The organism is Pseudomonas sp. LBUM1658, from assembly GCF_059716055.1.
Window position 1 is genome coordinate 5,874,496 of the sequence record NZ_CP166798.1, and the last position, 15,216, is coordinate 5,889,711.

The following is a 15,216-nucleotide window of genomic DNA, read 5'->3' on the forward strand; positions in this document are numbered from 1 at the left end:
GGCCTTAACCTCGCGGCTCTAAGTTACTGGCAGCGTTACTGGCAACACTTGCCGCCAGGATCGCCAACACCAGTTGCTGGAAATCCAGACCGGCAGCACGGGCCGCCATCGGGACCAGACTGTGGTCGGTCATGCCCGGTGTGGTATTGACTTCCAGGAACCAGAACTGCCCATCGGCGTCCTGCATCACGTCAGCCCTTCCCCAACCGGCAATACCCAGCGCCTCACAGGCTTTGGCCGTGAGGTCCATCAGTTGTTTTTCTTTGTCGCTGTCGAGACCACACGGAATCCGGTACTGGGTATCGGAAGCCACGTACTTGGCGTCGTAGTCGTAGAAACTGTGGGTCGTGCCCAGGGCAATCGGTGGCAACACCTGGTCACGCAGAGTGGCGATGGTGAACTCCGGACCTTGAATCCATTGCTCGACCAACACTTGTGAATCGTAGGTACTGGCCGCTTTCCAGGCGTCGATCAATTCCGACGCGCTGGTCACTTTGGCCATACCAATACTGGAACCTTCATGGGCCGGTTTGACGATCAAAGGGAAGCCCAGTTCCGTCGCCGCAGAAATACAATCGGCTTCGCTGGTCAGAACGAAGTGACGCGGCGTTGGAATGCCCAGGCTGTGCCAGACCTGTTTGGTCCGCAGCTTGTCCATGGCCAGCGCCGAGGCGAGGATTCCGCTGCCGGTGTAAGGAATGCCCAGGCATTCCAGCAGGCCCTGCATGCTGCCGTCTTCACCGCCACGGCCGTGAAGAATGATGAAGGCGCGGTCGATCTTCTCGCTCAGCAGACGCTGCAGCAAATTGTCGCCGACGTCGAGGCCGAAGGCATCCACTCCCGCGCTCAGCAGCGCGTCGAGAACGGCATTGCCGGACTTCAGCGAAATCTCACGCTCGGCGCTCTTGCCGCCGAACAGCACGGCGACGCGACCGAAGTCTTTCGGCTCGATAGTCGAGACCAGGTTGGCATAGGCAGCAGTCATTTCGCTTTCCCCGGAGCGGGAGCGGCAACGGCACCCGCAAACAACGGACTGTTCAATAGTTTTGGCGCGAGGCCACCGATATCACCGGCGCCCTGGCACAGCAGGATGTCGCCGGCACGCAGCAGCGGCTTGACCAGCGGCGCCAGTTCGACGCCACGCTCGATGTAGATCGGGTCGAGCTGGCCGCGTTGGCGGATGCTGTGGCACAGCTGACGGCTGTCCGCGCCCGGAATCGGTTCTTCACCGGCCGGGTAGACTTCCATCAGCAGCAGGACGTTGGCATCGGCCAGCACTTGCACGAAGTCGTCGTACAGGTCACGGGTACGACTGAAACGGTGCGGCTGGTAAACCATCACCAGACGCCGATCCGGCCAGCCGCCGCGTACCGCTTTGATCACCGCCGCGACTTCGGTCGGGTGGTGACCGTAGTCATCGACCAGCATCACGCTGCCGCCATTGATTGGCAGTTCGCCGTAGACCTGGAAGCGTCGACCGACACCCTGGAAGCCCGACAGCCCCTGAACGATGGCTTCATCGCTGATGCCCTCGTCGGTGGCAATGGCGATGGTCGCCAGGGAGTTCAGGACGTTGTGATTGCCCGGCATGTTCACCGAGACATCCAGCGGCTCGCGATCAGGACGCAGCACGGTGAAGAATGTCAGCATGCCTTGCTGGCGCACATTGATCGCACGCACGTCGGCTTCTTCGCTGAAGCCATAAGTCAGGGTCGGCCGCGCGATCAACGGGAGGATCTCACGGACCACCGGATCGTCCAGGCAGACCACCGCCAAACCGTAGAACGGCAGGTTGTGCAGGAACTCGACGAAGGTTTTCTTCAGTTTGTTGAAGTCACCGTCGTAGGTCGCCATGTGGTCGGCGTCGATGTTGGTGACGACTGCTACCAGTGGCTGCAAGTGCAGGAAGCTGGCGTCACTTTCATCGGCTTCGGCGATCAGGTATCGGCTGGTGCCCAGCTGTGCATTGGTGCCTGCTGCATTCAGCCGGCCACCGATGACAAAGGTCGGATCCAGGCCACCGGCGGCGAACACCGAAGCGATCAGGCTGGTGGTGGTGGTTTTGCCGTGGGTACCGGCGACGGCGATGCCGTGGCGATAGCGCATCAGCTCGGCGAGCATTTCGGCCCGCGGCACCACCGGAATCCGCCGTTCCAGCGCAATGGCGACTTCCGGGTTGGAGGTGTTCACTGCACTGGAAACCACCAGCACATCGGCGTTCGCGGCGTTCTCGGCACGGTGGCCGATAAAGATCTGCGCGCCGAAGGACTCGAGACGCTCGGTCACAGGCGAGGCCTTGAGGTCGGAGCCCGAGACGTCATAGCCCAGGTTCAGCAACACTTCGGCGATCCCGCACATGCCCACACCGCCGATACCGACGAAGTGGATGCGACGGATACGGCGCATTTCCGGTTGTGGCATGGCTTTCTTATTCTCAACCATGGGCCACCTCCAGACAGATATCGACCACGTTACGGGTGGCATCGGGTTTGGCCAGGCGGCGAGCCGCGGTGGCCATAGCGTTGAGTCGTTCCGGTTGCATCAAGACCTCTGTCAGGCGTGCAGCGAGATCCGCTGCGCCAGTCGTTCTTTGCGGCATCAGGAAGGCAGCGCCTTCGCGGGCCAAATAATCGGCATTGCGGGTCTGGTGATCGTCGATTGCATGGGGCAAAGGCACCAGCAACGAGGGCAGACCGGCGGCAGCCAGTTCACTGACGGTCAGCGCACCTGCGCGACAGACCACCAGGTCGGCCCAGCCATAGGCTTGGGCCATGTCTTTGATGAACGGCTGCACTTGCGCCTCGACGCCAGCGGCGCGATAGCGTTCGGCAGTCACTTCATCGTGGTTTTTGCCGGCCTGATGAAACACTTTCGGACGCAGCTCGGGAGAGACCTGCGCCAGGGCTTCAGGCAGCAATTTATTCAAGGGTTCTGCCCCCAGGCTTCCGCCCAGGATCAGCAAATGCGCCTTGCGTCCGGCCAGGGCCTGACGCGGCGTTTCGAGGAACAGCTCGGTACGCACCGGGTTACCGGTCGTACGCCGGCTGTTCGATGCCCCGAAGGTATCCGGGAAAGCTTCGCAGACTCGGGCAGCCAAAGGCACCAGCAGCCGATTGGCGGTACCGGCCACGGCATTCTGTTCGTGAACGATCACCGGTACGCCGGACAGTTTTGCCGCAACACCGCCGGGGCCGGTCACATAACCGCCAAATCCGACGACGCAAACCGGCTGCAACTGACGAATGATCTTGCGTGCCTGCAACACCGCCTTGAGCAACACGAATGGCGCCTTGAGCAGCGACAGCTTGCTCTTGCCGCGCAGGCCGCTGACGTTGATCAGGTGCAGTTGCAGGCCAGCGTTCGGCACCAGTTCATTTTCAATTCCACGAGGAGTGCCGAGCCAGTGCACGGTGTAGCCGCGCGCCTGGAACTCGCGCGCACAGGCCAGCGCCGGGAACACGTGCCCGCCGGTACCGCCAGCCATGATCAGCACGTTAGCGCCCATGAGTCGGCTCCTCGGCGAAGTCGCTCTCTTTGAATTCCATCTCTTCGCTGCCCAAGTGGGTTCGACTCTCCCATTCGATGCGCAGCAACAAACCGAGACAGGCGCAGCAGATCACCAGCGAGCTGCCGCCGTAGCTGAGGAACGGCAAGGTCAGGCCTTTGGTCGGCAGCAGGCCGACGTTCACCCCGATGTTGATCAGGAACTGACCGATCCACAGGAACGCCAGCCCATAGGCAACGTAGGCGGCAAAGAATTGCTTGGCTTTCTCTGCCCACAAGCCGATGTACATGGCCCGCACGCAAACGAACACGAACAGCCCTACGGTGAACAGCGAGCCGACCATGCCGAGTTCTTCGGCGAGCACCGAGAACACGAAGTCGGTATGGGCTTCAGGCAGGTAGAACTGCTTCTGCACGCTGTTGCCCAGGCCGACGCCCAGCCATTCACCGCGACCGAAGGCGATCAGTGCCTGGGTCAATTGATAACCGGAGCCGAACTGATCGGCCCAAGGGTCGGTAAAGGTGATGAGACGCGCCATACGGTAGGGCTGCGCCTGAACCAGAACCGTCACCGCGCCCACTGCCAGGGCCACCATCAAGGTGAAGCGGAACAGGCCGACGCCGCCGAGGAACAGCATGGCCGCAGCAGCACCCATCATCACCACGGTGGCACCGAAGTCCGGTTCCATCAGCAACAGACCCGCCATGGGCAACAGCACGATGAACGGCTTGAAGAAACCCATCCAGCTTTCGCGCACTTCTTTCTGACGACGCACCAGATAACCGGCCAGGTAGATGACCACGAACACCTTGGCGATTTCCGACGGCTGCACGTTGAAGAAGCTGAAGCCGATCCAGCGCATCGAACCGTTCACTTCGCGACCGATACCCGGCAGCAGCACCATCACCAGCAAACCGAAGGCACCGATCAGCATCAGCCAGCCCAGGCGCTGCCAGGTGGCAATCGGAATCATCATGGTCACGAGGCAGGCGCCGAGGCCGATGATCAGGTAAATCAGATGGCGCATCATGTGGTACAGCGTATTGCCGGACTGCACCGCAGCGACTTCCGAGGATGCCGACGTGATCATCACCAGACCCAGGCCGAGCAGCGCCAGGCAACCGGCAAGCATCGGGAAGTCGAGGTCGATACCGCGCCCGGTAATCAGCGGCGATGGATACGGCTTGATGATGTTACTGAAGATCATTTCAAGCCCTCCACGGCCTGGGCGAACAACTGCCCACGCTCTTCGTAGTTCTTGAACATGTCGAAACTGGCGCAGGCCGGCGACAGCAACACTGCATCGCCCTTTTCTGCGATCGCGCGGCATTGCTCCACCGCCTCGATCAGCGAGTTGACGCGAACCAGCGGCACGGCATTGCCGATGGCTTGAGCGATCAGCTCGCAATCCCGGCCCATCAGCACCACGGCGCGGCAGTTGGCGGCGACCGGTCCCTGCAGGTCCTTGAAGTCGGCACCTTTGCCATCGCCGCCAGCGATCAGCACGAGTTTGCCGTCGATGTCCGAGCCCAGGCCTTCGATGGCGGCCAGTGCGGCGCCGACGTTGGTGGCTTTGGAATCGTTGTAGTAGCTCACACCGTTCAAGTCGCGAACCCATTGGCAGCGATGTTCGAGTCCGGCGAAGGTGCGCAGGCTCGAGAGCATGGCATCGAACGGCAGGCCGACGGCGTGCCCAAGGGCCAATGCCGCCAGGGCGTTGGACTGGTTATGGGCGCCGCGAATTTTCAACTCGCGCACCGGCATCAGGTTCTGGAATTCGAAGGCCAGGTATTTCTCGCCGTCTTCTTCCCGGATACCGAACGCCTTGAAATCGGGTTTGCTCAAACCGAAGGTCCAGCACGGCTGGCCCTCGCCAATCAACGGACGGCTCAAGGCGTCCTGACGGTTGACCACAAACTGTTTGGCGCCACGGAAGATCCGGTGTTTTGCCAGGTGATAGGCCGGTAGACCACTGTAGCGGTCCATGTGGTCTTCGCTGATGTTGAGCACGGTGGCCACTTCAGCGCCGAGGTTGTCAGTGGTTTCGAGCTGGAAGCTCGACAGCTCCATCACGTACAACTCGACGTCGTCGCTGAGCAGGTCCAGCGCCGGCGTGCCGAGGTTGCCGCCGACAGCAACACGTTTGCCGGCCGCAGCAGCCATCTCGCCAACCAGCGTGGTGACGGTGCTTTTCGCGTTGGAACCGCTGATGGCGACAATCGGCGCTTTCGCGTTACGCGCGAACAACTCGATGTCGCCGGACAATTTCACGCCACGGACGGCGGCCGCCTGCAAGGCCGGGGTCGCCAGGGCCAGGCCGGGGCTCACGTAGAGTTCGTCGGCACGGCACAGGAACTCGACGTCCAGCTCGCCACAACGCACTTCCACGTGCGGATAGTCACGCCGTAGCGTGGCCAGCTCCGGTGGATTTTCCCGCGTATCGGCCACAGCAAACGACACACCCCGTTTCGCCAGGAAGCGAACCAGGGACATGCCGCTCTTGCCGAGGCCGACAACGATGCGGAAGTGGTCAGAAGCGATCAGAGACACTCGTTCTACCTCAGCTTCAGGGTGGCAAGGCCGATCAACACGAGAATCACGGTGATAATCCAGAAGCGGACGATCACGCGTGGCTCGGGCCAGCCCTTGAGTTCAAAGTGGTGGTGAATCGGTGCCATACGAAACACCCGGCGACCGGTCAACTTGAAGGAAGCAACTTGAATGACCACCGACAGGGTCTCCATCACGAACACCCCGCCCATGATGAACAGGACGATTTCCTGCCGGACGATCACCGCAATGGTGCCCAGGGCCGCGCCCAGCGCCAGTGCGCCAACGTCGCCCATGAAGACTTGTGCCGGGTAGGTGTTGAACCAGAGAAAACCCAGGCCGGCACCGATCAGCGCGCCGCAGAACACAATCAGCTCGCCCGCGCCCGGTACATAAGGGATCAACAGGTATTCGGCGAACTTCACGTTACCCGACAGGTAGCAGAAGATCCCCAGTCCACCGCCGACCATGACCGTCGGCATGATAGCCAGGCCATCGAGACCGTCGGTCAGGTTGACCGCGTTGCTCGAGCCGACGATGACGAAATAGGTCAGCACCACGAAGCCGACGCCCAGCGGAACGGTCACGTCTTTGAGCATTGGCAGGATCAGCGTGGTTTCAACCGCGCTTGGCGCGGTCATATAAAGAAAGATCGCCGCGCCGAGGCCAAACACCGACTGCCAGAAATATTTCCAGCGGCTTGGCAGCCCACGGGAGTTCTTCTCGATCACCTTGCGGTAGTCGTCGACCCAGCCGATCGCACCGAACAACAGGGTCACCAGCAATACCACCCAGACATAACGGTTGCTCAGGTCCGCCCACAGCAGCGTGCTGATGCCGATCGCCGAAAGAATCAGCGCGCCGCCCATGGTCGGCGTACCGGATTTGGACAAATGCGATTGCGGTCCATCGTTACGCACCGACTGACCGATCTGGCGACTCTGCAAGGTGCGGATCATCCATGGCCCCAGGCACAGCGACAACGACAGCGCGGTCAGCACACCGAGGATCCCGCGCAGGGTCAGGTACTGGAAGACCGCGAAGCCTTTGTGGAACTGTTGTAGGTACTCCGCCAGCAGCAGCAGCATTAATGTTTCTCCAAACTGGTCGCGCAGAAAGCCGCAACGATGTTTTCCATCGCTGCGCTGCGTGAGCCTTTGATCAAAATGGTGGTGTTAGTGTCTTGCTCGGCGCCCAGCGCCTTGATCAGTTCAGCCTGAGTGGCGAAGTGATAAGCCTGTGGACCGAAAGCGTTCACGGCGTGAACCATCATTGGTCCGACTGCGTAAAGTGCGGAAACCTTGCCCCGGGCGTACTCGCCCACATCGCGATGCCCCTGCTCCGCCCACTCGCCCAACTCGCCAATATCCCCGAGCACCAGGACGGTGCGTCCGGAAAAGCCGGCGAGTATATCAATCGCGGCGCACATAGAGGTGGGGTTTGCGTTGTAAGTGTCATCGATCACGCGCATGCCATTGGTTGCCAGTTGCGCGACGGTCCGGCCCTTGACCGGTTGCACCGCGCCCAGGCCGGTGGCGATGCCAGACAGCGAGACGCCCAGTGCATGAGCCGCGGCGGCCGCGGCCAGCGCATTGGCGACGTTGTGACTGCCGAGCAGATTCAACTGCACCCGCGCCACACCCTGCGGGCTGTGCAGGTTGAACGCCAGGCAACCGCGTGCATCGCGATCCAGATCGGTTGCATGGAAGTCGGCAGCGCTATTGTTCAGGGCGAAACTCAGCACCTGACGACCGCCAGCGCGGGTCTCCCAGATGGCGAAAGCCTTGTCGTCGAGATTGAGAACGGCGATGCCATCGGCATCCAGCCCCTCCAGAATCTCGCCCTTGGCTTCGACGATTTTTTCCGGACCGCCGAACTCACCGACATGGGCGGTCCCGGCGTTGTTGATTACAGCCACGTGCGGCTTGGTCATGCCCACGGTGTAGGCAATCTCGCCGATTCGCGAAGCACCGAGTTCGATCACTGCCGCGGTGTGTTCCGGGGCCAGTTCGAGCAAGGTTAGCGGCACGCCGAGGTCGTTATTCAGGTTGCCTCGAGTCGCCAGCACAGGCCCGCGCGTACGCAGGATGCTTGCGAGCATTTCCTTGACCGTGGTCTTGCCGCTGGAACCGGTGATGGCCGCGAGCGGATTACTGTACGCAGCACGATTCAACGCACCGAGTTCACCCAAGGCCTGACGGGTGTCCTTCACCAGCAATTGCGGCAGAGACGAATCGGCCACTTCACGCTCGACCAGTGCGCCGACCGCGCCTTTGGCGGCAACCTCATTCAGATAGTCATGGCCATCGAAACGCGGACCGCTCAAAGCGATAAACAGTTGCCCCGACTTGATCGCGCGGCTGTCGATACTGACGCCATCGAAGCTGCAATCGGCAGCGATCAGGCGACCTGCCAAAGGTCCGCTCAACTCGCTCAATTTGAGGGCTTTAAGCATGGGCCACCTCCCACGCGGTCAAGGCTCTGTCGGCCTCGACCAGATCGGAAAAGTCATGACGCTGGCCATTGATTTCCTGATAGTCCTCGTGACCTTTGCCGGCCAGCACGATCACGTCGTCGGCCGAAGCGCTGGCAATCAACTGGGCAATGGCGAGACCGCGACCGGCGACGAAATTGACCTTATCCGCGGCGATGAAGCCGGTACGGATATCGTCGAAAATCTGCGTTGGGTCTTCGCTACGCGGGTTGTCGTCGGTCACCAGCACACCGTCAGCCAGACGCTCGACCACTTCGGCCATCAGCGGGCGCTTGCCGCGATCGCGATCACCGCCGCAACCGAACAGGCAGAGCAATTTGCCCTTGGCATGGGGACGCAGCGCGCTCAGGACTTGTTCCAGTGCATCCGGGGTGTGGGCGTAATCGACCACCACCAGTGGCTGCGTACCGCCGCCCAGACGCTGCATGCGACCGGCCGGACCTTCGAGTTTGGGCAGCACCCGCAGGATTTCGTCCAGCGCGTAGTCCAGGCCCAACAAGGCGCCGACCGCTGCCAGCACGTTGCTCAGGTTGAAACGACCGAGCAAGGCGCTGCGCAAATGATGTTCGCCCTGGGGCGTGACCAGAGTGGCGCGCACGCCCTCGTCATCGAACTTCGCTTCACGGCAATACAGGTAGGCGCTGGAATCTTCCAGGCTGTAGCTGATCAGCCGTGATTCATGTTTTTCAGCCGCCAGCTGCCGACCGAAAACGTCGTCGAGGTTGATCACCCGGCAGCTCAGGTCAGCCCAACCAAACAGCTTGGCCTTGGCGTCCGCGTAAGCTTCCATGGTCCCGTGATAATCCAGATGATCGCGGGACAGGTTGGTCATGACGGCCACATCGAACGCCAGCGCGGTGACGCGACCTTGATCCAGGCCATGAGAGGAGACTTCCATCGCCACGGCTTTGGCACCGGCCTTTTTCAGGTCGGCCAGGGTCGCCTGCACCGCGATCGGGTTAGGCGTGGTGTGCAGGCCGCTTTGCAGCGCACCATAAAAGCCGCTGCCCAGGGTCCCGACGATGCCGCAATGCTGGCCGAGCAGGTCCAGCGCCTGGGCGACCAATTGGGTGACGCTGGTTTTGCCGTTGGTGCCGGTGACCCCGATCATATTCAGGTGACGGCTCGGATCACCGTAAAAGCGACCGGCGATATCCGACAACTGTGCCGCCAGGCCCTTGACCGGAATCAGTGGTACATCGGTGATGGGCAGAACGGTAGCGCCTTCGACTTCATAGGCCACCGCCGCCGCGCCGCGCTGCAAAGCATCGGCAATATGGGTACGACCATCCACCTTGCCGCCCGGGACCGCGAGAAACAGGTCACCGGCGCGTACATTGCGGCTGTCGAGCGTCAACTCGCGAATCAACAGATCACGGCCAGCATGGGCAAAAATCTTGTTCAGGCTAAGAGACATCAGCCGCGCCCTCCATTGGCTTTAATTAAATTGCCGGGGGTGGCATTGGCTTGTTCCACGGGTGGCAGGTTGTCCGGGGTGATGTTCATCAGGCGCAGGGTGCCGGACATCACTTTGCTGAACACCGGTGCCGAGACCAGGCCACCGTAGTAGCCAGCCTTGCTCGGCTCGTCGATGACCACCACGATCGCGTAACGCGGATCGTCCATGGGACCGAACCCTGCGAACAGCGAACGATAGGAATTTTCGGCATAGCCTTTGGTGCCTACCGACGTCTTGCGTGCGGTACCACTCTTGCCAGCTACGTGATACGCCGGCACCTGGGCGCGGAACACCCCGCGCGGTGCCTCGATCACTTGCTGCAACATGCCTTGCATGGTTTTGGCGACGTTCTCAGAAATCACCTGAGTGGTTTGCGCAGGCTTATCGGCTTTGATCAGAGTCAACGGTGCGATCCGGCCATGGTTGGCCAGTGCCGAGAAGGCGTGGACCAGCTGAATGGCGGTGACCGACAAACCGTAGCCGTAGGACAGCGTGGCCGTTTCGGCCTTGCGCCATTCGCGGTAGTTCGGCAGGTTGCCGACGCGCTCACCCGGAAAAGCCAGGCCCGTGTCCTGGCCGAGACCGACCTTCTGCATCAGACGGTAAATGTTTTCACCACCGACATCGAAGGCAACCTTGCTCATGCCGACGTTACTGGAATTGATCAAAATGCCGGTCAGGTCGAGCACCGGCCCTTCGGACTTGGAAACGTCACGAATGGTGTATCTGCCGATCTGCAAAGTGCCCGGATAAACCTCGACGGTGTCGCTCGGTTTCCAGCGCCCGGTTTCCAGGGCGGCGCTCATGGAAATCGCCTTCATGGTCGAACCTGGTTCGAACACGTCGATCATGGCGCGGTTGCGCATCGCCGCCGGTTGCAGGTTGCGGCGGTTATTCGGGTTGTAGGTCGGCTGGTTGACCATGGCCAGGATCTCGCCGGTCTTCACATCCATGATCACCAGGCTACCGGCCTTGGCACCGTTCTCGACGATGGCATTGCGCAGTTCGCGGTTGGCCAGATATTGCAGGCGCAGATCAATGGACAACGCCAAGGGCTTGCCGGCCTTGGCGTTTTTGGTGACCTGGACATCCTTGATCAGCCTGCCTCGCCGATCCTTGATGACTTGTCGTTTGCCGGGCACTCCGGCTAGCCACTCATCGTAGGCCAGTTCGACCCCTTCGCGTCCGCGGTCATCAATATCGGTGAAGCCCACCATGTGCGCGGTCACTTCACCTGCCGGATAGAAGCGCCGGAACTCTTCGATGCCGTAGACACCCGGCACTTTCAGATCGAGCACCAACTGGCCCTGCTCCGGGGTCAAGCCGCGTACCAGGTAGATAAATTCTTTAGTGGCCTGAGCCTCGAGGCGCTCGGTCAGCATTTTAGGGTCTTGCCCAAGCGCGGCGGCCAACGCCGGCCACTTGTCCTTGGCCTGCTGCATTTCCCTGGCGTTGCCCCACAAGGTGGTCACCGGGGTGCTGACAGCCAACGGCTCGCCATTACGATCGGTAATCAAGCCGCGGTGCGCAGGGATAGGAATATGCCGCATGCTGCGAGCGTCGCCCTGCCCCTTGAGAAAGGCCCGGTCCACGACCTGCAGATCGATGATGCGCCAGGCGATCGCACCCACCATCACCGCCAGCAAACCCAGCACCAGACGGAAACGCCAAGGATAAAGGGCGCCTTCAAGTTTCATCATGGCGCCACCATCCGAACTTCAGCTGCGCCAGGAATGCGCATCTTCAGTTGCTCGGCCGCCAGCACTTCGATTCGGCTGTGGGCAGTCCAGGTACTCTGCTCGAGAATCAGCCGGCCCCACTCGGCTTGCGCCTTGTCACGCACACTCAACTCGCCGTACAGGGTATTGAGCAGCTGCCGGTTCCAGTGGGCGCTGTATGACACCGCGATAGCGGAAACCAGCACGCCAATAAACAGGAGCAGCATGAAAAAGCTCCCGCCTGGAAGTGGTTTGGCGAAGAGCTTGCTCACCGCAGCTTCTCCGCGACACGCATGACGGCGCTACGCGAACGTGGATTGGCCTTGAGTTCGGCTTCGGAGGCGAACTGCGCCTTGCCATGAATCTTGATTTTCGGGACGAAGGCTTCGAAGCGCACGGGCAGGTTGCGCGGCAGGTTGTCGCTCTCACCTTTGACCAGGCGACGCATGAACAACTTGACGATGCGGTCTTCCAGCGAATGGAAGCTGATGACCACCAGACGGCCGCCCACTTCAAGGGCTTCCAGCGCGGCTTCGAGACCGGTTTCCAGATCGCCCAATTCATTATTGACGTGAATGCGCAAACCCTGGAACGCCCGGGTCGCCGGATGCTTGCCCTTTTCCCAGGCCGGGTTGGCGACTTTCAGGACTTCGGCCAGATCGCCGGTGCGCTCGAACGGCTTGATTACACGGCGCTCGACGACTGCCCGGGCCATGCGTCCGGAGAAGCGTTCTTCGCCGTATTCCTTGAACACCCGGGCGATTTCTTCCGCGGGAGCCGTGGCGATGAATTCGGCAGCACTGACCCCGCGACTCGGGTCCATGCGCATATCCAGCGGGCCATCATTCATGAAACTGAAGCCGCGCTCCGGATCATCGAGCTGCGGCGAGGATACGCCCAGGTCCAGCAGAACACCGTTGATCTTGCCGGCCAGACCGCGTTCGGCGATTTCCGAACCCAGCTCGGCAAAGCTACGCTGTACAACGACAAAGCGGCCGTCTTCGGCCGCTAGCGCTTGCCCGGTGGCAATCGCTTGAGGATCCTTGTCGAACCCCAGCACCCGACCATCGGGCCCGAGCTGGCTGAGTATCAGGCGACTGTGTCCGCCGCGTCCGAACGTTCCGTCCAGATAGCAGCCATCAGGGCGTACGGCGAGAGCCTCCACGGCTTCGTCAAGCAGTACGGTGATGTGGTTAAAGCCGCTATCAATAGTCACAGGATCAAATCACGCAGTTCATCAGGCATGGCGCCCGGTTGTTGAATAGCAGCCAGGTCCGCAGCAGAAACTGCGTCCCAGGCATCCTCGTCCCATAATTGGAACTTGTTCAGTTGGCCGACCAGCATCGCGCGCTTATCGAGTTTTGCGTACTCGCGCAGACGTGGTGGAACCAGAAAACGACCGCTGCCATCGAGCTCGAGGTCGACGGCATTGCCGATCAGTAAACGTTGCAAACGACGGTTTTCTTCGCGTAGCGAAGGCAGTGCGCGTAGCTTGGTTTCAATCAACTCCCACTCATCGAGGGGATAAACACACAAACAAGGGTCAACGGCATCAATGGTGACAATTAATTGGCCAGCACTGCGCGAAACCAGCTCGTCGCGATACCGGCTCGGCATGGCAAGCCGACCCTTTGCATCGAGGCTGATAGCGTTAGCTCCGCGAAACACTTCTGCGTTTCTCCAAATTTTAGCGTTTTTCGTTCAAAAAACCCACTTCATGCCACTTTTCGCCACTTGTGCACACTATAGGAATGCGTCCACCGCACCGTCAAGGCGCGGTTTCAACGAAAAGCCTTACAGAACTGAGATTTAGGAGGCTATAAAGAGGGAGTAGCAAGAATTTGGCGGACGCAGCGGCTCGCGAACTTCAACCGAGCCAGAAAGCTACGAGCCGAAGTTAAAGTGATTTATTAAGAGTAAGATTTTTTCGGTATTACAAAATTGCTTCTGCTATTGATTCAAGCAGGGAGGGTAATGGGTATTACAGATCCCTGCCGCCAGTGAGTCAAGCAGGGAGATATCAGTTTTGCAAACGCCCCGTCGTCAGCGACGCGGGCGGGAGGAAAAAGGTGGAGAGTCGATCTGTAAGCCGGGTTCTGTCGAGGACAGTCATTCGTCTACGATGGCCATCACTGGACATCTTTAGCAACCTACCCGGTTCCAGCGCGGGCCACGCCTTGGAACCCTATTTGGTCTTGCTCCGAGTGGGGTTTACCTAGCCACGAACTGTTGCCAGTCGTGCGGTGCGCTCTTACCGCACCTTTTCACCCTTACCGGCACCGAAGTGCTTAGGCGGTTATTTTCTGTGGCACTTTCCGTAGGCTCACGCCTCCCAGGCATTACCTGGCACTCCGCCCTATGGAGCCCGGACTTTCCTCCCCCCTCTAATTTTCATAGAAGGCAGCGACTGTCCAATCGACTCTCCGCGGCGAAGATTAACGGCAGAACAGCCGAAGAACAAGTGCTAAACGCCTTTCGCCACCCCGCAGCCCGCAGGCTACTCACCTTTCTGCTTGTCCAGGGCAACCTGATACAAGACATTTTTCCGCTCGCCAGTAATTTCCGCCGCCAGTGCCGTAGCTCGTTTAAGCGGCATCTCCTTGAGCAGCAGATCGAGAATGCGCATCGCCTCGCTACTGACCACCTCGTCGGTTTGGGGCGGGGACCAGCCGGCGACCAGTACCACGCACTCGCCACGCTGCTGATTGCTGTCTCCCTCGACAAAAGCCCGTAGCTGCGCCAGCGGCAATCCCTTGAGCGTTTCGAAAGTCTTGGTCAACTCTCGGGCCAGCAAAGCCGGGCGCTCGGCACCGAACACCAGCTCCAGATCCTGCAGACATTCAAGAATCCGGTGCGGAGCTTCGTAGAAGATCAGTGTGCGCGGCTCTTCTTTTAATAGCTCCAGACGGGCCCGGCGCCCCACCGCCTTGGCGGGCAGAAAGCCTTCGAAGATAAAACGATCGGACGGCAAACCTGCCGCGGACAGTGCAGCAATCAGCGCACAGGCCCCCGGAACCGGAACGACATTGATCCCCGCGGCACGGGCCTGACGAACCAGATGGTAGCCAGGATCGGAAATCAACGGGGTGCCCGCGTCGGAGATCAGCGCCAGGTTATCACCCGCCAGCAATCGGGTGATAAAGCGGCTGCCCTCGTCGCGCTCATTGTGCTCATGGCAGGCCGCCAGCGGAGTCGAAATACCGAAGTGCTGCAGCAAACGCAGGGAATGACGCGTATCTTCGGCGGCGATCAACGCCACCTCACGTAGTATTTTCAGCGCCCGCGCACTGATGTCGTCCAGGTTGCCGATGGGCGTCGCCACCACATAAAGCGAGCCAGCAGCGGAATTCAAAGCACCTGGAGCAGTCAAAGCGCACACCTCGTGATCGGTAAAAGGCGCCATTGTAACGCGTAGAGGCCCTGCGAATGCGCGTTACAGACGCACTGTATTGCCGCGTTTTTCAGCCTTTTGCGATGCGCCGCAACATTT

13 protein-coding genes and 1 other RNA gene are annotated in these 15,216 nt (G+C 60.5%); all 14 read right to left on the minus strand.

The window, feature by feature from the left end; all coding sequences use genetic code 11:
• Positions 1 to 4: 4 nt before the first annotated feature.
• The 14 genes from ACA064_RS27150 to rsmI all read right to left on the minus strand — a co-directional run bounded on the left by ACA064_RS27150 (position 5) and on the right by rsmI (position 15,129).
• Entirely contained in the window at positions 5 to 985 is a 981-nt protein-coding gene (locus tag ACA064_RS27150) for a D-alanine--D-alanine ligase (RefSeq protein ID WP_497670881.1), read from the minus strand.
• Positions 982 to 2,442 carry a UDP-N-acetylmuramate--L-alanine ligase gene (murC, locus tag ACA064_RS27155; RefSeq protein WP_497670882.1) on the minus strand — a complete coding sequence of 487 codons (1,461 nt, stop codon included), beginning with the start codon at positions 2,440 to 2,442 and terminating at the stop codon, positions 982 to 984. The genes ACA064_RS27150 and murC overlap by 4 nt, the downstream gene beginning before the upstream one ends.
• Positions 2,435 to 3,505 (minus strand): undecaprenyldiphospho-muramoylpentapeptide beta-N-acetylglucosaminyltransferase, encoded by a 1,071-nt coding sequence (gene murG, locus ACA064_RS27160; protein WP_497670883.1) that lies wholly within the window; start codon positions 3,503 to 3,505, stop codon positions 2,435 to 2,437. The genes murC and murG overlap by 8 nt, the downstream gene beginning before the upstream one ends.
• Positions 3,495 to 4,712, minus strand: a complete 1,218-nt coding sequence (gene ftsW, locus ACA064_RS27165) for a putative lipid II flippase FtsW (RefSeq protein WP_497670884.1) — start codon at positions 4,710 to 4,712, stop codon at positions 3,495 to 3,497. The genes murG and ftsW overlap by 11 nt, the downstream gene beginning before the upstream one ends.
• A complete protein-coding gene (gene murD, locus ACA064_RS27170) occupies positions 4,709 to 6,055 on the minus strand; it encodes a UDP-N-acetylmuramoyl-L-alanine--D-glutamate ligase (RefSeq protein ID WP_497670885.1) in 1,347 nt (448 codons plus the stop codon). Before murD ends, ftsW begins: the two co-directional genes overlap by 4 nt.
• Positions 6,056 to 6,060: 5 nt before the next feature.
• Positions 6,061 to 7,143: a phospho-N-acetylmuramoyl-pentapeptide-transferase gene (gene mraY / locus ACA064_RS27175; RefSeq protein ID WP_497670886.1), complete on the minus strand. Its 1,083-nt coding sequence runs from the start codon at positions 7,141 to 7,143 to the stop codon at positions 6,061 to 6,063.
• Positions 7,143 to 8,510 (minus strand): UDP-N-acetylmuramoyl-tripeptide--D-alanyl-D-alanine ligase, encoded by a 1,368-nt coding sequence (locus tag ACA064_RS27180; protein ID WP_497670887.1) that lies wholly within the window; start codon positions 8,508 to 8,510, stop codon positions 7,143 to 7,145. The genes mraY and ACA064_RS27180 overlap by 1 nt, the downstream gene beginning before the upstream one ends.
• Entirely contained in the window at positions 8,503 to 9,966 is a 1,464-nt protein-coding gene (locus tag ACA064_RS27185) for a UDP-N-acetylmuramoyl-L-alanyl-D-glutamate--2,6-diaminopimelate ligase (protein ID WP_497670888.1), read from the minus strand. Before ACA064_RS27185 ends, ACA064_RS27180 begins: the two co-directional genes overlap by 8 nt.
• Positions 9,966 to 11,705, minus strand: a complete 1,740-nt coding sequence (locus tag ACA064_RS27190; protein ID WP_497674340.1) for a peptidoglycan D,D-transpeptidase FtsI family protein — start codon at positions 11,703 to 11,705, stop codon at positions 9,966 to 9,968. The genes ACA064_RS27185 and ACA064_RS27190 overlap by 1 nt, the downstream gene beginning before the upstream one ends.
• Positions 11,705 to 11,998, minus strand: a complete 294-nt coding sequence (ftsL, locus tag ACA064_RS27195; protein ID WP_497670889.1) for a cell division protein FtsL — start codon at positions 11,996 to 11,998, stop codon at positions 11,705 to 11,707. The genes ACA064_RS27190 and ftsL overlap by 1 nt, the downstream gene beginning before the upstream one ends.
• Positions 11,995 to 12,942 carry a 16S rRNA (cytosine(1402)-N(4))-methyltransferase RsmH gene (rsmH, locus tag ACA064_RS27200; protein WP_497670890.1) on the minus strand — a complete coding sequence of 316 codons (948 nt, stop codon included), beginning with the start codon at positions 12,940 to 12,942 and terminating at the stop codon, positions 11,995 to 11,997. The genes ftsL and rsmH overlap by 4 nt, the downstream gene beginning before the upstream one ends.
• Positions 12,939 to 13,394 carry a division/cell wall cluster transcriptional repressor MraZ gene (mraZ, locus tag ACA064_RS27205; protein ID WP_497670891.1) on the minus strand — a complete coding sequence of 152 codons (456 nt, stop codon included), beginning with the start codon at positions 13,392 to 13,394 and terminating at the stop codon, positions 12,939 to 12,941. The genes rsmH and mraZ overlap by 4 nt, the downstream gene beginning before the upstream one ends.
• A 401-nt stretch (positions 13,395 to 13,795) precedes the next feature.
• Positions 13,796 to 14,149: RNase P RNA component class A (gene rnpB, locus ACA064_RS27210), an RNA gene on the minus strand.
• A 74-nt stretch (positions 14,150 to 14,223) separates the two neighbouring features.
• Entirely contained in the window at positions 14,224 to 15,129 is a 906-nt protein-coding gene (gene rsmI / locus ACA064_RS27215) for a 16S rRNA (cytidine(1402)-2'-O)-methyltransferase (protein ID WP_497670892.1), read from the minus strand.
• Positions 15,130 to 15,216 lie beyond the last annotated feature (87 nt).